The sequence below is a fragment of the Enterobacter quasiroggenkampii genome (assembly GCF_043972695.1).
GTDB classification, from domain to species: Bacteria; Pseudomonadota; Gammaproteobacteria; order Enterobacterales; family Enterobacteriaceae; genus Enterobacter; species Enterobacter quasiroggenkampii.
In genome coordinates this window covers 4231753-4247162 of sequence record NZ_CP143745.1, presented here as the reverse complement: position 1 = coordinate 4247162, position 15410 = coordinate 4231753, and the positions used below count along the sequence as shown (strand labels likewise).

Genomic DNA, 15410 nt, shown 5'->3' with positions numbered 1-15410 from the left:
CGGTTTTCTTATGAATCTGGAATGGTGAGCGTGTCGTCGCGTTAGCGCAGCGCCTCAAGAACGGCGCCGTCTTCATCCATCTGGTCCAGACGGGTGAGCAGCTTGCGAGTGATGTGCTCAAGCTGGTCACGCTCGGCGGTGCTGAGGGCGGACCAGAGTTTGTGCAGGCAATTGTGCTGAGGTGGCAGCACCTCGCGCAGGAACTGGTGACCTTTATCGGTCAGTTGCAGATGCAGGCAGCGGCGATCGTTGTCGCTTTCACGGCGCTCAATCCAGCCACGCTTTTCGAGCTCATCGGCAATTCGGGTCGCATTGGTACGGGAGGAGCCCAGCGCGCAGCTCAGCTCGGAAGGCTGAATGCTGTGGTTTTCCTGAGACTCCAGCGTGATCAACGCCATAAACAATGTCTCGTTAATCCCTTGAGCTTTCAGCATTTTATTACGGTTTTCCAGTAGCTTACCCTGCATGTGCATGCACAGGCGAGTCAGCAGGATTTCCTGGTACGGGAAGTCCTCATGGCGACTGGCGCGAAATTTAAGCATTTGTTCAATGGGCGTAAACGAACTATCCATTTGGGCATAACCTCATTAATTACAGCCGATATAGTAACGATAGTGACAAATAATGTAAATGAATTATTTGTGCGGTTATATCCGCCAAATTAATGTCACCATCAGAAAGCGCCGGGTAAGTCCGTGACCCGGTGAGCACAGAAAGCGTAGGGTGTGAACCCGCTGAAGAGAGGATGTGAGGACGGGGGTCTGAACTATTCATGTCAATTGTAAATATGTCACCCACATTAAAATTTCTGGGATAAATGATTACGTTTACATTAACAGAGTGAAGGGCCTCTTAACACCCTAAGAGGCCAACGCAATGTAAAACTTAATGAATTGCATCCTGACGATGGTAGCCGCGCCACCATACTAGCAGGTTAAGCGTGGCGACGATGGCGCCGATCGCACATACCCCTGACCAGCCGGCATGCTGCCATGCCGAGGCGGAAATGAGCGAGCCCGCCGCGCCGCCAATGAAGTAGCTGGTCATGTACCCGGCCGTCAGGCGGTTACGCGCCTCTGGCTTCACGCGATAGATGACGGTCTGATTGGTGATGTGAACGCCCTGCACGGTGAGATCGAGCACCAGGATTCCGACGATCAGCGCCAGCACCGAGACGTGCCCATACCAGATTGCCGCCCAGGAGAGCAGAAGTAATATCAGCCCCGCTGAGGTGGTCAGATGGGATTTGCCCTTGTCGGCCAGCCCGCCTGCGGGACGCGCGCCCAGTGCGCCTGCGGCACCGGCCAGACCGAACAGGCCAATCACCCCTTCGGAATAATTGAACGGCGGCGCGGCCAGCAGAAACGCCATCGACGTCCACAGAATGCTGAAGTTGGCGAAGGTGAAGCAGCCCAGCAGAGCGCGGGTGCGCAGAAGTTTATCCTGAGTGAACAGGCTGAAAACGGAGGCCAGCAGCTGCGGGTAGTTCAGGTGATTTTCCTGCTTCACTTTTGGCAGCCCGCGCCACAGTGCCAGCGCCATGACGACCATCAGCACGCTCGCCACCCAGTATACGGTGCGCCAGCCGCCGAGGCTTGCCAGCAGCCCGGCAACGGTACGCGCCAGCAAAATCCCCAGCAGCAGGCCGCTCATGATGGTGCCCACCACCTTGCCGCGTTTTTCCGGGGAGGCGAGGGTCGCTGCGAGCGGGACCAGAATTTGCGCCACTACGGAGAACAACCCCGTCAGCGCGGTACCGATAATCATCATCGTCAGCGACTGGCTGCTGGCGGTGATCAGCATCCCACCGGCGGCCAGCAGGGTCATGGAGACGATCAGCATTCGGCGTTCAAACATATCGCCGAGCGGCACCAGGAACAGCAGCCCGGCGGCATAACCGAGCTGGGCTGCGGTGACAATAAAGCCTGCTGAACTGGCGGAAAGGTCAAACGCGCGGGCGATGGTGTCGAGAAGAGGTTGCGCGTAATAGTTGCTGGCGACGGCCAGACCCGTGGCCACGGACATTAAAAGAATGAGTGCGGGGCTAAGCCCTTGAGCTGTTTTTGTCATTGGTTTCAGGAATCGTTAGTTAAGTGATTATTTTTCCGGAAACCATAATAGCGAATGATTGTGAATGTTGGGGGATTGTTATGTGTGTGTTTGTGCGGTTATCCCCTCATCCTCTCCCCTTTGGGGAGAGGATGAGGGGTAGGGTTTTGTTTTTTACTTCTGCGCCTCAAGCGCCTCTTTCACCCAGCCGTCAAACTGCTGCTGGTGGGCTTTGATCCAGCCGTCGACGTGGCCTTTGACATCTGCCTCAGACGATTTACCCGCGTGCATCATCGCGTTCTGGGCGTTGATGTCCGCCAGCGGCAGCTTCATCACCGAGAACAGCTTCGCCGCGGCCGGGTTTTTCTCGGCCCAGGCTTTGTTCGCCACGATATGCATGGTGTTCACCGGGAAGCCGTAGTTCATGCCGTTCGGCAGTTTGGTGTCGATATCTTTCTGCTCGCCCGGGAGGGAGGAGAACGGCACCTGCAGCCACACCACGTCTTTCCCCGGCTTCAGCACGTCGCTCACCCAGTATGGCGTCCAGGTGTAGTAAATCACCGGTTTACCCTCTTTGAAGCGGGCAATGGTGTCGGCCATCATCGCTGAATAATTGCCGTGGCTCACGTCGACCGTTTTCGCCAGATCGAACGCCTTGTTTTGGTGGTTAATCACCGCTTCGCAGCCCCAGCCCGGCGAGCAGCCCATCATGTCGGCCTTGCCGTCACCGTTGGTGTCGAACAGTTTGGCGATCTTCGGATCCTTCAGCTGTTCGATATTGGTGATGTGGTACTGGTCGGCGGTTTTCTTGTCGATCAGATATCCCTGCGCCGCGCCGGTGACAAATGTGCCTTCACGGTAGAATTTCTTGTCGCCACCGGCGGCGGCATACATGTCGTCGTGCAGCGGCTGCCAGTTCACGGCGGTGAAGGTGGCGTCACCGGAGGCAATCGAGGTATAGCCCACGTTGTAATCCACTTCGCTCGGCGTGTTAACCGTGTAGCCGAGTTTTTCCAGCGCGCGGCTGACGATCAGGGTCTGGAAGCTCTCTTCCGAAATGGTGCTCTGCACCGGCTGCACGGTAATGCCTTTGCCCGGCAGATCAGCCGCGAACGTGCTGGTGGAGACAAGGGTGGCAAACGCTGTGGCAAAAAGGACGTTATGTCGCATCGTTGTTCCTTATTTTCTAAAGGGGCGGGTGAGTAACCCGACAGGGCCGGTGGAATACCAGCGACGGTTGCCGCGACTGCGTGAATCGCGACCGACGGCCTGGGTCAGGCGGTCAAGAATAATGGCGAGGATCACGATCCCGACGCCGCCGACGGTGGCCAGCCCCATGTCGAGACGGCCAATGCCGCGCAGCACCATCTGGCCGAGACCGCCAACGGCGATCATCGAGGCAATCACCACCATCGACAGGGCCAGCATCAGCGTCTGGTTAACGCCCGCCATGATGGTTGGCATGGCCAGCGGGAGCTGAACCTTAAACAGCATCTGGCGCGGGCTGGCACCGAACGAGCGTGACGCTTCGATCAGGTCCGCAGGCACCTGGTTGATCCCGAGAATGGTCAGACGAATAATCGGCGGCAGGGCAAAGATAATGGTGACCACCACGCCCGGCACGTTGCCGATGCCGAACAGCATCACAATCGGCACCAGATAGACGAAGGCCGGGGTGGTCTGCATTGCATCCAGCAGCGGACGGATAATCTTCGCTGCCCGCGGGCTGCGCGCCAGCCAGATCCCCATCGGCAGGCCGATGACAATGCAAAAGAGCAGGGCGGTCAGCACCAGTGCCAGGGTGATCATCGCCTGCGACCAGGCCCCAATCGCGCCGATGGCAATCAGCGAAATCAGCGTGGCGACACCCATGCCGGCGCTGCCAAACTGCCAGGCGATCAGGGAGAACAGGATAATCGCCACCGGTGCCGGCATGCCCAGCATCAGCTGCTGGAAGCCGTTCAGGATGTAATCCACCGGGATGCGGATCCCCTGGAACACCGGGCGGAAGTGCGTCACCACCCAGTCGATCCCCTCCGTGACCCAGCTGTCCAGCGGGATCAGCGTTTTATGGAACGGGTCCATGATGTTGAAGTGTTCTGGCGCAGGCGCGGGGGCGCTGTTCAGCCAGTCTGCCGCGCCGCCGCCGTCGGCGGGGGCTGGCGTGGAACCCCACGCGTCGGCGGATTGTGCAGCGTTATCCGCCGCTTCAGTGGTACCCCACGGGTTAGTTTGGTCAGCCATTGTTTGCCCCCTCGCGATCTAAAGCCTGCAGCAGCATCCGTTTTGAGATGATGCCGACGTACTGTTGTTCCTCACCCACGACCGGCACGGCGCACGGCGCCTGCCCTACGTGAGAGAGCAACTCGCTGAGCGGCGTTTCGGCGTCCACGGCAAGCGGAGCGTCAATCAACGCCGCATCGATCCCCTGGTTTTCGCTGAGCGCGGTTTTCAGAGAGTCGATGGAGACAACGCCGACAAATTTATTGCCGCGTTCAACCAGATAACCGTATTCACGGTCTTCGTCCTGCAGCAGCTTAAGCGCCGAGCGCGGGCCGAAGCCTGGGGTTTTACGAATAATGCCGTTTGGCGTTCGACGGGCAATATCTTTGGCGCTAAAGACCTGGCTAATATCCACGCCACGGAAGAAGGTGCGGACATAATCATTCGCCGGATTATTGAGTATTTCATCCGGCGTGCCGACCTGCACCACTTCACCGTTTTGCATAATGGCAATACGGTCGCCAATACGCATGGCTTCATCCAAATCGTGGGAAATAAAGACAATGGTTCGCTGATGTTTCGCCTGTAATTTTACCAGCTCATCCTGCATCTCGGTGCGAATTAACGGATCGAGGGCGGAGAAAGCTTCGTCCATTAATAAAATGTCTGGATTAATGGCTAATGCGCGGGCTAATCCCACGCGCTGACGCATACCGCCGGAAAGTTCATCCGGGTACGCATGCGCATAATTTTCCAGCCCTACCTGACGCAGGGCATCAAGGGCTTTTTCCTGACGTTCCTGCGCAGGCGTGCCGGCTAATTCCATGCCGAAGGCGGTATTATCCAGTACCGTCATGTGCGGCATCAGCGCGAATGACTGGAATACCATCGCAATCTTCTTTCTGCGCACCTCGCGAAGCTCGGCGTCTGATATTCTGGCGATATCCACGCCGTCAATCAGTACCTGTCCGCGGGTGGGTTCAATCAGGCGATTGAGAAGGCGAACCATAGTGGATTTACCCGAACCGGATAATCCCATGATGACAAAAATCTCGCCTTCTTCAATGGCCAGACTGGCGTCTTTAACGCCAAGCGATAGCCCGGTTTTTTCCAGAATTTGCTCTTTCGAAAGGCCTTTCTCAATATATTTGAATGCGCGCTGCGGATGCTCGCCAAATACTTTATAAAGATTTTTCACTTCTAATTTAATTGCCATGCAATAGAGAGTGTCCTGTTATTTGTTTATGTCGATATGATTACCATGGTAAATTGTTAACGGGCATAACCCTAACATACTGAGAATCTGAGACAACCCTGGGTTTGCTTATGACGTGAATTTTCAGGGAAGCGAAACGGCTGTATTTCCCATGAGTAAAGGGCTGAGCGTGATCTGAATTTTTCTCAATTTTTTGCTGTGGCGCAGGAGAATTTCGCCTGAATCGGGTGATTCAGGCGAATATGACGCAGAAATGACAGTGTAGTTGCTTTGTAAATATTAGAGAGGAAATTGTTGGGTTTATATTAAATTAACGAACGTTAACGTTCATTAAAAATCCCAGTCTTCATCCTCAGTTTCCACCGCTTTGCCCATCACGTACGATGAACCCGACCCGGAGAAGAAATCGTGGTTTTCGTCGGCGTTGGGCGACAGCGCGGACAGAATCGCCGGGTTCACCTCCGCCATCTCCGGTGGGAACAGCGCCTCGTAACCCAGGTTCATCAGCGCCTTGTTGGCGTTGTAGCAGAGGAAGGCCTTCACGTCTTCCTCCCAGCCGGTACCAGCGTAGAGCTCTTCGGTATAGCTCAGCTCGTTGTCGTACAGATCCATCAGCAAATCGAGCGCAAATCCCTTAAGCTCCTCGCGCCTGGCCTTGCTGACTTTTTCCAGCATTTTCTGATACTTATAGCCGATGTAATACCCGTGCACCGCTTCATCCCGAATGATGAGGCGAATCAAATCGGCGGTGTTGGTGAGCTTGCCCCGGCTCGACCAGTACATGGGCAGCCAGAAGCCGGAATAGAAGAGGAAGGATTCCAGAAACACGCTGGCGATCTTCTTCTTCAGCGGCTCGTCGTCCCGATAATACGTCAGCACCAGCTCCGCCTTTCTCTGTAGTGACTCGCTTGCTTCACTCCATGCGTAGGCCGCGTCCACGTCTTTGGTCTGGCACAGCGTGGAGAAAATCGAGCTGTAGGAGCGGGCGTGCACCGCCTCCATAAAGCTGATGTTCGACATCACCGCCTCTTCGTGCGGCGTCATCGCGTCACTCATCAGAGCCGGTGCGCCGACGGTATTTTGAATGGTGTCGAGCAGCGTCAGGCCGGTAAAGACGCGGATCGTCAGCTGCTGCTCGGCGTGGCTCAGGGTTTGCCAGGCCGGAATATCGTTGGAGAGCGGGACCTTTTCTGGCAGCCAGAAGTTGCTGGTCAGGCGGTTCCATACCTCCAGGTCTTTATCGTCCTGGATTTTGTTCCAGTTAACGGCACTCACGCGTGACAGTTTCATCCTTTCTCCTTACAGCGCGCAGGACACGCAGCCTTCAATTTCGGTGCCTTCCAGCGCAAGCTGGCGCAGGCGAATGTAGTAGAGCGTTTTGATGCCTTTCTTCCAGGCGTAGATCTGTGCTTTGTTGATGTCCCGCGTGGTGGCGGTATCCGGGAAGAACAGCGTCAGCGAGAGTCCCTGATCCACGTGTTTCGTCGCCTCGGCGTAGGTATCGATGATTTTTTCCGGGCCGATCTCATACGCGTCCTGGTACAAAGCCAGGTTTTCATTGGTCATAAACGGGGCAGGGTAGTAAACGCGTCCGGTTTTGCCTTCTTTGCGAATTTCAATTTTCGACACGATCGGGTGAATGCTCGACGTGGCGTGATTGATGTAGGAGATCGAACCGGTTGGCGGTACGGCCTGCAGGTTCTGGTTGTAGATGCCGTAGCGCATCACATCATCACGCAACTGCTGCCACATCGCACGCGTCGGCAACACGATCCCGGCACGAGCAAACAGTTCGCGTACTTTTTCGGTTTTCGGTTGCCAGTCGCCTTCAAGATACGGGCTAAAATACGCTCCGCTGGCGTAGCGGGACTGCTCAAAGCCCGTAAAATGCTGGTTGCGTTCGCGCGCCAGCATCATCGAGGTATGCAGCGCGTGCCATGTGACGGTGTAAAAATAGAGGTTGGTGAAGTCCAGCCCTTCCGGACTGCCGTAGGCGATGCCCTCCCGCGCCAGATAGCCGTGGAGGTTCATCTGCCCAAGCCCGATAGCGTGCGACGCAGCGTTGCCCGCCTCAATGGACGGCACGCTGCGGATGTGGCTCATGTCCGACACCGCCGTCAGCCCGCGAATGGCGGTTTCTATCGTGCGGCCAAAGTCGGGTGAATCCATGGTGTGGGCGATATTCAGCGACCCGAGGTTGCAGGAGATGTCTTTGCCGATCTCCGCATAGTCCAGATTCTCGTCATAGCCGGACGCGCTGTTGACCTGCAAAATCTCCGAGCACAGGTTGCTCATGTTGATGCGCCCGGCAATCGGGTTCGCGCGGTTTACCGTATCTTCGTACATGATGTACGGATAGCCGGACTCAAACTGAATTTCGGCAAGCGTCTGGAAGAAATCGCGGGCGTTGATATATTTTTTGCGAATGCGCTCGTCGGCTACCAGCACGTCATAAAGTTCGCTGATGGCCACGTCGCCAAAGGCTTTGCCATAGATTCGCTCAACGTCATACGGCGAGAAGAGCGCCATCTCGGCATTCTCTTTGGCCAGTTTAAAGGTGATATCCGGGATCACCACGCCAAGCGACAGGGTTTTGATACGGATTTTTTCGTCGGCGTTTTCGCGCTTGGTATCGAGAAAACGCAGAATGTCCGGATGGTGCGCGTGCAGGTAGACCGCTCCCGCGCCCTGGCGCGCGCCAAGCTGGTTAGCATAGGAGAACGCATCCTCCAGCATCTTCATCACCGGGATCACGCCGGAGGACTGGTTTTCGATGCGCTTGATCGGCGCGCCCGCTTCGCGCAGGTTAGAGAGCAAAAATGCCACGCCGCCGCCGCGTTTGGAAAGCTGCAGCGCCGAGTTCACCGCGCGACCAATCGACTCCATATTATCTTCGATACGCAGCAGGAAGCACGAGACCAGCTCACCGCGCTGGGCTTTGCCGCAGTTGAGAAAGGTGGGCGTGGCGGGCTGGAAGCGGCCGGAGAGGATCTCGTCGGTGAGCTGTTGCGCCAGCGCTACATCGCCCTGCGCCAGGGTCAGCGCGACCATCACCACGCGATCTTCAAAGCTTTCTAAGTAGCGCTTACCGTCAAAGGTTTTCAGGGTGTAGCTGGTGTAGAACTTCCACGCGCCAAGGAACGTCTGGAAACGAAAGCCGCTGGCGTGGGCGCGTTCAAACAGCTTCACGACGAAGGCGCGTTCGTAGCGGGTGAGGACGCGCGCATCGTAGTAACCCTCGTTAACCAGGTGGTCGAGACGTTCATCCTGGCTCGTAAAGGTCACGCTGTTGGGCCGCACGTGGGCGGCAAAAAAGGCGTCCACCGCCTCACGGTCTTTATCAAACTGAATGCGTCCCTCCCGGTCATAGAGGTTAAGCATCGCGTTTAATGCGTGGTAATCCGGCGTCGCCTGCATTACCCGTTCTGCGGTTGTCGTTGCCAAAATTCGTTCACTCCTTTACGCACGTTTTCAACGTCCTGCTGCGTCCCCATCAGCTCAAAGCGATAGAGATACGGCACGCCGCATTTTTGAGAGATGACATCTCCGGCGCGGCCAAAGGCGTCGCCGAAATTGCGATTCCCCGCCGCAATGACGCCGCGGATCAGCTCCCGGTTATGAGGATCGTTCAGAAAGCGGATCACCTGGCGAGGCACTGCGCCCGCCGTGCCGCCTCCGCCATAGCTGGGCACCACCAGAATGTAAGGTTCCTCTACCCGGATCCGCTCCCGCTCGTTAAGCGGAATGCGCACCGCAGGCAGCCCGACGCGCTCAATAAAACGGAGCGTGTTTTCCGAGCTGCTGGAGAAGAACACCAGTCTGCTCATGCCCGTGTGGCCTGCGCGGCGATGCGGTTGATCATGTCCGGGCGGAAGCCAGACCAGCTGGTCTCCCCGGCCACCACCACTGGAAGCTGACGGAAACCCTGCGCGCGAAGGGTATCGGCGGCCTCGGGCTGCTGGTCAATATTCACCATCTCAAACGCCACGCCGCGGCTTTCCATCGCCCGTTTGGTCGCGTGGCACTGAACACAATCGTTACGAGTGTAAATAATAATGCTCATGATTCGTATTTCCATTTAAAATGAGAGAACGGCGCGAATCATCGCGTCAGGTTGTGTGTGTCTTGCTAAAAGGAATACTAGATGTAGTTGTCTTAAGTTTCAACCATACAAGATATGGGAAATTCAGATTGATGTTGTCACGATGATGAGCTCAGCGGGGCAGGGCAGGCTATACGGGTTTCACAGGCGAGAAGGCAAAGAAAAGCCCCGGCAGCCACTGACCACCGGGGCAGATAACGGTGCGTGAGCGGGTTATTTACGCAGGCTAAGCAGAGCGCCCACAAAGATACCGACTGCCGCTACCGTTCCGAGCGTACAGAGCGGCTTCTCGCGCACGAAGGTCGTTGCGCAACTGACCGCATCGCAGGCAGCCTGTGTCGTACGCGTGCGGCCGTTTAAGCGCGCGCGGGTTTCACGGAGCAGAGACTGAGCCTTACGTTTTGCGGCATCCGCTTCGTCCTTCGCGTCACTTCCCCAGGATTTCAGCACCTCTTCCAGCGTGTCCGCTAATTGGCTGACATCATTACGAATATCCTGCGCATCGTCATTAATATCGTTTCGGTTCGGTCTGTTAAACATACGATCCTCCGTAATTTTGCGTTCCCGTTCAGTTTAGTTCAGAAATTTAATATCTGAAGCGCATCACGCGTTATCCGGCAGTTTATGGACTATTCTGAAAGCCCTGCTAATGCTGAATACTGTAAGGTTGCCGGGCAGGAAAAGATAACGAGGAAAAGATATGTATTTACGACCTGATGAGGTGGCGCGCGTTCTTGAAAAAGAGGGATTCACCATGGATGAGGTGACACCAAAAGCGTATGGATATCGCCGTGGCGAGAATTATGTTTACGTTAATCGTGAAGCAAGAATGGGACGTACCGCTCTCATTATTCACCCGACGCTGAAAGACAGAAGTCTGTCATTTGCTGAGCCTGCCTCGGATATTAAAACCTGCGATCACTATCAGCAATTTCCGCTCTATTTAGGCGGAGAGACGCATGAGCATTATGGTATTCCGCATGGTTTCAGCTCGCGTATGGCGCTGGAACGGTTTTTGAAGGGACTGTTTGGCGACGTACAGTAAATTTGCGACTGGCGTGTGCCAGTCGCTTCATATCACGCTTTTGCCTGGCTGTACTGGCTGACCTTAAACAGGCGGCGACAGTAGTCGAGGAAATAGCCATATACCGCCCCCATCAGCATTGAAATCACAATATTCGAACTGACCGCCGCAGCGATCTGGTGCCAGTCCGCGCCCACCGTCAGCAGAATAGCCACGTAAACCGGCGACTGGAACGTCACATAGGCCAGAACGTCCGCCAGGTTTTTCACCCAGCCTGCGGGGCTGATACGACGTGCGAAACGCATGACGGCATCGCGGTATAAGCCGTAAGGCCATGCAATAATAATATTGACCGGGATCGCCACCAGACGAGAAGAAAGTGACTGCTCGAAGGTCATTCCGGAGAGGAATATTTCGATCAGCATGTTCACAACGGAACAGTAGACAACCATCGCGAAAGTATCCGCCACGGCATGGCGAAGGCGTGATTGCGGTGAGAACATGTCTGAACTCCTTGAGAAGAACACAAAAGAAACGATTTTCCCTAAGCGATTAGTGCTTTAGGTTGGTTTGTTTGGCATGTATAGCGTATATCTCTATGTTTGAACTAACAACTAGTGATTAATTTTTATTTAAACGCGTTTTGTCCACAAAATTCTCTAAAATTGATGGTTTTTTGTTCGCTTCGTTATAATGTGTCTCGTGTGATGATTTTTTAATGTAAATCAGTTAGTTGTGTCTAGTCTCACTGACGAGGGCCTCAACCCGCTTCTGGACAGCGCAGGATGCTGAAATTTTGATTAAAGATGACCATTTATATTGATGTGATGAATGAATCCATGCGTATCCCACAGGCGTTATAAGATAATATTAACGGTGGCAGTAAAACATATTTACGCTATTGGCAGGGTCGCCCCGCGGGTAGATATTTCAACGGAAATGAATTATTCTGTCGGTGATTTATCTATTTACCCTAAAGAGAAGGTTTTCAAATAATATGTCTTTGACGTTACAGAATCTTAATAATATCCGAACTCTGCGCGCCATGGCACGCGAATTATCCCTGGACGTTCTTGAGGAAATGCTGGAAAAGGTCAGGGTCGTTGCTGAAGAAAAACGTAGTGAGCTGGCGGAATTAGAGCAGCAGCGGGCTGAACAGCAGGAGAAAATTAATGCCCTGCTGGAACGAATGAAAGCCGATGGTATTTCACCGACCGATCTGCTGGGCTCTGAACTGGGGCAGGCGGGTAAGCCAGTGAAAAAGCGCAAGCCGCGTGATGCCAAATATCGCTTTATTGACCAGAACGGTGAAGAGAAAACGTGGACCGGCCAGGGCCGCACGCCGAAGCCTATTGCCAGCGCGCTGGCAAACGGCAAATCACTGGAAGATTTTCTGATCTAAACAGGTAAACCGGGCGGAACACGCCGCCCGGCATTTTTTCAGCAGACGCCGAAATCACCGTCTTCAGTATACGGCGCCAGATCGGCCGCTTTCAGGGTATATTTCTCGCCTTGCTCATTGCTGGCCTGTACCGCCACAACGCTGTCACCATTCACTTCAAGCACTTTCAGCTTCGGGCCGCCTTTACGCGGTTGAACATAATCACCGACAGAAAACATATTACCTCCTCATCGTTTTAGCGATCTTCACATTAGCCCACGTATGACGGCGGGTACAGCGTATTTCAGCGATTACTGCTTATGAGGTACGACGGTTCCAGGGCATCACCTTGAGCAGCCTCGCCATGCCGCAAAAACCGGTCACACCGGCGAACAGCAGCCCGGCTCCTACGAAGCCGCTGAGCAGGAAAAAGCCGCCGGAGACGCTATAGCCCAGCACCACGCCGCAGAGAATGAGCAGCCCGGCGGCAATTTGTACCTGACGCATCAGCGGCAGCGGCTGGGTTTTGTCTTCGACCGTCTGCAGACCCGCCTGCTTCCAGCCCTGAATGCCCCCTTCGACCACCAGTGCCTGAGCGGGGGCGGCGGCCTGCGCAAGGCGATCGGCATTGCCTGAGGTGCGGGCGCCAGACTGGCAGTGAAAAATCACCGTTTCGCCCGCGTGCGTTTTAAGTCCACCGGGTAAGGTATCCAGCGGCATGGACTGCGCGGCGGGAATATGCTCGCGGGCGTACTCGTCGGCATCACGAATATCAATCAGCTTTGCACCTTCAGCGATGCGGGCGCTGGCCTCGCGCGGCGAAATAAGGGGAAGTGACATGGCGGCTCCTTACGGGCAATAAAGGGTTTTCAGGGTGCTGATGAGCTGATGCACCGCATCGTTTTTAATGAAATAGCGAATGCGCTGCGCCTCGCGGGTACTGTCAATCAGACCTTCCTCACGCATGCGCGCCAGATGTTGCGACGTGGCGGAAGGGCTCAGCCCCGTCGCGCGGGCCAGTTCCCCCGCGCTGGTGCCGGGGGCGCCGCACAGCGTGCAGAGGATCAGCAGGCGACGCGGATTGCTCATCGCTTTTAAAAGGTTTGCGGCCTGCTCTGCGCTGGCCTGAAGCTGTTCGAGTTCGGTCATGATAGTTTAGTATTTGCTTAATTAAGTTAATACTAAAGTAATTGTGCGCATTACGCCAGCGTCAAAAGCGTAAAAGAGGGTAAACGCAGGGGAGAGAACTGGCGCAGACAGGTAAACTGGCTATGCTTAGAGATAGTTCTCTTTATTATTTTCAATGGATTAGCTTGCACGGAGTTTTGATATGGGTTTTTGGCGTATTGTTTTTACCATCCTGTTGCCGCCGCTGGGCGTGCTGTTGGGCAAAGGTTTCGGCTGGGCGTTTATTATCAACATTATTCTGACGCTGCTGGGCTACATCCCGGGTCTTATCCACGCTTTCTGGGTTCAGAGTAAGAGCTAAGCACGCCAGAGTAAGTCGCTGTAGATCTCGGTCAGCACGCCCTGGGGGCCAAACTGCTGTTTGATCCAGCGCGTGACCTGGCCGGTCGCGGCATGCTGCGTGGCGAGCAGCATGCGCGAATCCTGACGCGGGTTATTGATACGCCGCGTCACCAGCAGCCCGTCTTCCACCGCTTCCCGCGCCATATACTCCGGTAAAAAACCTATCCCTTCGCCCAGAATCTGACACTGGCATTTGGTATTAAAGTCCGGCACCAGAATCGCCTCCTGTCCGTGTAGCAGCCAGCCCACCTTCTTGTTAATGGTGTGCGCGGTATCTTCCACCATGATGTTGGGGTACAGGCGCAGCTGGCTTTCCGCTATCGGTTCCGGAACGAACGCCAGCGGGTGCGCCGGCGCGATGGCAAACACCCAGCGAATGGCGCCGATCTCGGTGTAGTCAATTCCGCCGCCGTCGAGCAGCGTGTCCGGTGCGCCAATGGCGATATTGGCCTGGTTGTTGATGATGGAGTCCCACACGCCGTTATAGACCTCGGTGGTGACGGTGATCTGGCAGGTGGGAAACTGCTTTTTCAGCACCTGCAGCAGCCGCGCGGTATGGCGCGGCGTATACAACAGCTGGTTGATACAGATGCGTACCCGCGCCTCGATGCCCTGTGAGATGGTATCAATCCCGCGCTTGATGGCGTGAAAGTCGTTAAGCAGGTCGGTGGCTTTGCGGTAAAAGTAAAAGCCGGACTCGGTCAGCTCAATGCTGCGCGTGTTACGCACGAACAGCACCACGTCCAGCCCGGTCTCCATGCGCTTAATGGTGTAGCTGATGGCGGAGGTGGTGACGCCCAGTTCGGCGGCGGCTTTGCTGAAGCTGCCAAAGCGGGCGGCGGTGGTGAAGGCCAGCAGGTTCTCTTCGGTAAAGATGGAATTCATATCACGGCTCCCTCAGACATCAGTTTTGAACATATTTTAACAACGCTGTTACAACGTATTTGAAGCCGATCACAGTTCTGACGCTTTGCCGAAAGCCCTGGTGCATAAGGCTTTATCAGATATAAGCATAATGCGTTTTGATGCGCTAAAAAGCGGTTAAACATAAGAAAAAGGTTGCACAGACGCACGTTTTGACCGAACTGTTGAATTTAACTCAACAATGAATTGACTGTCGATGAATCATTTTTAAGCGGATTCTTTTATGACCAGGCTGTTGCTATTCTCAGGTCAACAGAAAGAAAAACATCGGGAGTCTGAATATGTCTGCAACTGAACTGGTTACGGAATTTCTGCTGGCGGCAGAAGAGGGCAATAGCGATGCGCTAAAAGCCTGTCTGGAGAAAGGCGTGGATATTAACGCCACTAATCGCCAGAAAAGAACCGCCGTTACGATTGCCAGCCTGAAAAAACACTATTCCTGCGTAGAATTTTTAATTGCCGCCGGGGCAGATATTGATAAACAGGATCAGACCTGCTTTAACCCTTTCCTCATTAGCTGCCTGACCAATGATTTAACCCTCCTGCGGCTGGTATTACCCGCGAATCCGAATCTCGACCGCCTGACGCGTTTTGGCGGCGTGGGCATTACGCCTGCCAGTGAAAAAGGGCACGTGGAGATCGTGCGCGAGCTGCTGGAAAAAACCGATATCAACGTTAACCACACCAACTTTGTCGGCTGGACGCCGCTGCTGGAAGCCATCGTGTTAAACGACGGCGGCGAAAAGCAGCAGGCGATCGTGAAGCTGCTGCTGGATCACGGCGCGAACCCGCATATGACCGACAAATACGGCAAAACCCCGCTCGAACTGGCGCGGGAGAAAGGCTTCACTGAGATTGCCGACCTGCTGCTGGCGGCGGGCGCGTAAAACAATCGGTCAGCCCGTCCCGGCTGGCCGCTAATTAAATAAAGCATTTTTTACCGACGTGCATTGTGCACGAC

The 15410-nt window shown here is 55.0% G+C and carries 19 protein-coding genes; 4 read left to right on the top strand and 15 right to left on the bottom strand.

The genetic code is table 11. The annotated features are described in order from the left end of the window. Positions 1-41: 41 nt before the first annotated feature. The 10 genes from mprA to V1572_RS20165 all read right to left on the bottom strand — a co-directional run bounded on the left by mprA (position 42) and on the right by V1572_RS20165 (position 10130). Positions 42-572 carry a transcriptional repressor MprA gene (gene mprA / locus V1572_RS20210; protein ID WP_023308933.1) on the bottom strand — a complete coding sequence of 177 codons (531 nt, stop codon included), beginning with the start codon at positions 570-572 and terminating at the stop codon, positions 42-44. Positions 573-885: 313 nt separating this feature from the next. After that, positions 886-2070, bottom strand: a complete 1185-nt coding sequence (locus V1572_RS20205; protein WP_045909302.1) for an MFS transporter — start codon at positions 2068-2070, stop codon at positions 886-888. 153 nt (positions 2071-2223) lie between these two features. Continuing rightward, positions 2224-3219 (bottom strand): glycine betaine/L-proline ABC transporter substrate-binding protein ProX, encoded by a 996-nt coding sequence (gene proX, locus V1572_RS20200; protein ID WP_048029249.1) that lies wholly within the window; start codon positions 3217-3219, stop codon positions 2224-2226. A gap of 9 nt (positions 3220-3228) precedes the next feature. Next, positions 3229-4293, bottom strand: a complete 1065-nt coding sequence (gene proW / locus V1572_RS20195) for a glycine betaine/L-proline ABC transporter permease ProW (RefSeq protein ID WP_008502575.1) — start codon at positions 4291-4293, stop codon at positions 3229-3231. Beyond that, a complete protein-coding gene (gene proV, locus V1572_RS20190) occupies positions 4286-5488 on the bottom strand; it encodes a glycine betaine/L-proline ABC transporter ATP-binding protein ProV (protein ID WP_008502574.1) in 1203 nt (400 codons plus the stop codon). The genes proW and proV overlap by 8 nt, the downstream gene beginning before the upstream one ends. Positions 5489-5818: 330 nt before the next feature. Beyond that, positions 5819-6778, bottom strand: a complete 960-nt coding sequence (gene nrdF, locus V1572_RS20185) for a class 1b ribonucleoside-diphosphate reductase subunit beta (RefSeq protein ID WP_395299534.1) — start codon at positions 6776-6778, stop codon at positions 5819-5821. Positions 6779-6787: 9 nt separating this feature from the next. Next, complete coding sequence (gene nrdE, locus V1572_RS20180; protein ID WP_395299533.1) at positions 6788-8932, bottom strand: class 1b ribonucleoside-diphosphate reductase subunit alpha; 2145 nt, start codon at positions 8930-8932, stop codon at positions 6788-6790. Further along, positions 8905-9315 (bottom strand): class Ib ribonucleoside-diphosphate reductase assembly flavoprotein NrdI, encoded by a 411-nt coding sequence (nrdI, locus tag V1572_RS20175; RefSeq protein WP_024907682.1) that lies wholly within the window; start codon positions 9313-9315, stop codon positions 8905-8907. Before nrdI ends, nrdE begins: the two co-directional genes overlap by 28 nt. Next, positions 9312-9551 (bottom strand): glutaredoxin-like protein NrdH, encoded by a 240-nt coding sequence (gene nrdH, locus V1572_RS20170; protein ID WP_196346650.1) that lies wholly within the window; start codon positions 9549-9551, stop codon positions 9312-9314. The genes nrdI and nrdH overlap by 4 nt, the downstream gene beginning before the upstream one ends. Positions 9552-9803: 252 nt before the next feature. Then, entirely contained in the window at positions 9804-10130 is a 327-nt protein-coding gene (locus V1572_RS20165) for a DUF883 domain-containing protein (RefSeq protein ID WP_008502569.1), read from the bottom strand. A 160-nt stretch (positions 10131-10290) separates the two neighbouring features. Here V1572_RS20165 and V1572_RS20160 point away from each other — a divergent pair, with 160 nt between their 5' ends. Next, complete coding sequence (locus tag V1572_RS20160) at positions 10291-10635, top strand: DUF2002 family protein (protein WP_008502568.1); 345 nt, start codon at positions 10291-10293, stop codon at positions 10633-10635. A 32-nt stretch (positions 10636-10667) separates the two neighbouring features. Here V1572_RS20160 and alaE read toward each other — a convergent pair whose 3' ends face one another. Then, positions 10668-11117, bottom strand: coding sequence for an L-alanine exporter AlaE (gene alaE / locus V1572_RS20155; RefSeq protein WP_023617655.1), 450 nt, complete (start codon positions 11115-11117; stop codon positions 10668-10670). A gap of 494 nt (positions 11118-11611) precedes the next feature. Between alaE and stpA the strand changes: the two genes are divergently transcribed. Next, positions 11612-12016: a DNA-binding protein StpA gene (stpA, locus tag V1572_RS20150; RefSeq protein ID WP_048029252.1), complete on the top strand. Its 405-nt coding sequence runs from the start codon at positions 11612-11614 to the stop codon at positions 12014-12016. 38 nt (positions 12017-12054) lie between these two features. Here the strand turns inward: stpA and V1572_RS20145 are convergent, their stop codons facing one another. The 3 genes from V1572_RS20145 to V1572_RS20135 form a co-directional block, all read right to left on the bottom strand. Further along, on the bottom strand, positions 12055-12234 hold the full coding sequence (locus V1572_RS20145; protein ID WP_048029253.1) for a hypothetical protein: 180 nt from the start codon (positions 12232-12234) through the stop codon (positions 12055-12057). Between the two features lie 79 nt (positions 12235-12313). Next, positions 12314-12835 carry a rhodanese family protein gene (locus V1572_RS20140; protein ID WP_048226627.1) on the bottom strand — a complete coding sequence of 174 codons (522 nt, stop codon included), beginning with the start codon at positions 12833-12835 and terminating at the stop codon, positions 12314-12316. A gap of 9 nt (positions 12836-12844) precedes the next feature. Next, complete coding sequence (locus V1572_RS20135; RefSeq protein ID WP_048029255.1) at positions 12845-13144, bottom strand: ArsR/SmtB family transcription factor; 300 nt, start codon at positions 13142-13144, stop codon at positions 12845-12847. A 181-nt stretch (positions 13145-13325) separates the two neighbouring features. Here V1572_RS20135 and V1572_RS20130 point away from each other — a divergent pair, with 181 nt between their 5' ends. Continuing rightward, positions 13326-13484 (top strand): YqaE/Pmp3 family membrane protein, encoded by a 159-nt coding sequence (locus V1572_RS20130; protein ID WP_045909293.1) that lies wholly within the window; start codon positions 13326-13328, stop codon positions 13482-13484. Here V1572_RS20130 and V1572_RS20125 read toward each other — a convergent pair. Further along, the gene (locus tag V1572_RS20125; RefSeq protein WP_395299532.1) at positions 13481-14410 is read right to left on the bottom strand and encodes a LysR substrate-binding domain-containing protein; all 930 of its coding nucleotides are present in this window, start codon (positions 14408-14410) and stop codon (positions 13481-13483) included. The genes V1572_RS20130 and V1572_RS20125 overlap by 4 nt on opposite strands. Before the next feature lie 320 nt (positions 14411-14730). On the opposite strand from V1572_RS20125, the gene V1572_RS20120 reads away from it, so the two are divergent. Then, complete coding sequence (locus V1572_RS20120; RefSeq protein WP_395299531.1) at positions 14731-15336, top strand: ankyrin repeat domain-containing protein; 606 nt, start codon at positions 14731-14733, stop codon at positions 15334-15336. The last annotated feature ends 74 nt before the right edge of the window (positions 15337-15410 follow it).

What these genes read in the sequence shown, in the direction of transcription:
- V1572_RS20120 (WP_395299531.1), top strand. Translation starts at nt 14,731, where the DNA reads ATGTCTGCAACTGAACTGGTTACGGAATTTCTGCTGGCGGCAGAAGAG.
- nrdH (WP_196346650.1), bottom strand. Translation starts at nt 9,551, where the DNA reads ATGAGCATTATTATTTACACTCGTAACGATTGTGTTCAGTGCCACGCG.
- V1572_RS20135 (WP_048029255.1), bottom strand. Translation starts at nt 13,144, where the DNA reads ATGACCGAACTCGAACAGCTTCAGGCCAGCGCAGAGCAGGCCGCAAAC.
- V1572_RS20140 (WP_048226627.1), bottom strand. Translation starts at nt 12,835, where the DNA reads ATGTCACTTCCCCTTATTTCGCCGCGCGAGGCCAGCGCCCGCATCGCT.
- V1572_RS20165 (WP_008502569.1), bottom strand. Translation starts at nt 10,130, where the DNA reads ATGTTTAACAGACCGAACCGAAACGATATTAATGACGATGCGCAGGAT.
- nrdF (WP_395299534.1), bottom strand. Translation starts at nt 6,778, where the DNA reads ATGAAACTGTCACGCGTGAGTGCCGTTAACTGGAACAAAATCCAGGAC.
- V1572_RS20130 (WP_045909293.1), top strand. Translation starts at nt 13,326, where the DNA reads ATGGGTTTTTGGCGTATTGTTTTTACCATCCTGTTGCCGCCGCTGGGC.
- proX (WP_048029249.1), bottom strand. Translation starts at nt 3,219, where the DNA reads ATGCGACATAACGTCCTTTTTGCCACAGCGTTTGCCACCCTTGTCTCC.
- alaE (WP_023617655.1), bottom strand. Translation starts at nt 11,117, where the DNA reads ATGTTCTCACCGCAATCACGCCTTCGCCATGCCGTGGCGGATACTTTC.
- mprA (WP_023308933.1), bottom strand. Translation starts at nt 572, where the DNA reads ATGGATAGTTCGTTTACGCCCATTGAACAAATGCTTAAATTTCGCGCC.
- V1572_RS20205 (WP_045909302.1), bottom strand. Translation starts at nt 2,070, where the DNA reads ATGACAAAAACAGCTCAAGGGCTTAGCCCCGCACTCATTCTTTTAATG.
- V1572_RS20125 (WP_395299532.1), bottom strand. Translation starts at nt 14,410, where the DNA reads ATGAATTCCATCTTTACCGAAGAGAACCTGCTGGCCTTCACCACCGCC.
- V1572_RS20145 (WP_048029253.1), bottom strand. Translation starts at nt 12,234, where the DNA reads ATGTTTTCTGTCGGTGATTATGTTCAACCGCGTAAAGGCGGCCCGAAG.
- proV (WP_008502574.1), bottom strand. Translation starts at nt 5,488, where the DNA reads ATGGCAATTAAATTAGAAGTGAAAAATCTTTATAAAGTATTTGGCGAG.
- nrdI (WP_024907682.1), bottom strand. Translation starts at nt 9,315, where the DNA reads ATGAGCAGACTGGTGTTCTTCTCCAGCAGCTCGGAAAACACGCTCCGT.
- proW (WP_008502575.1), bottom strand. Translation starts at nt 4,293, where the DNA reads ATGGCTGACCAAACTAACCCGTGGGGTACCACTGAAGCGGCGGATAAC.
- stpA (WP_048029252.1), top strand. Translation starts at nt 11,612, where the DNA reads ATGTCTTTGACGTTACAGAATCTTAATAATATCCGAACTCTGCGCGCC.
- V1572_RS20160 (WP_008502568.1), top strand. Translation starts at nt 10,291, where the DNA reads ATGTATTTACGACCTGATGAGGTGGCGCGCGTTCTTGAAAAAGAGGGA.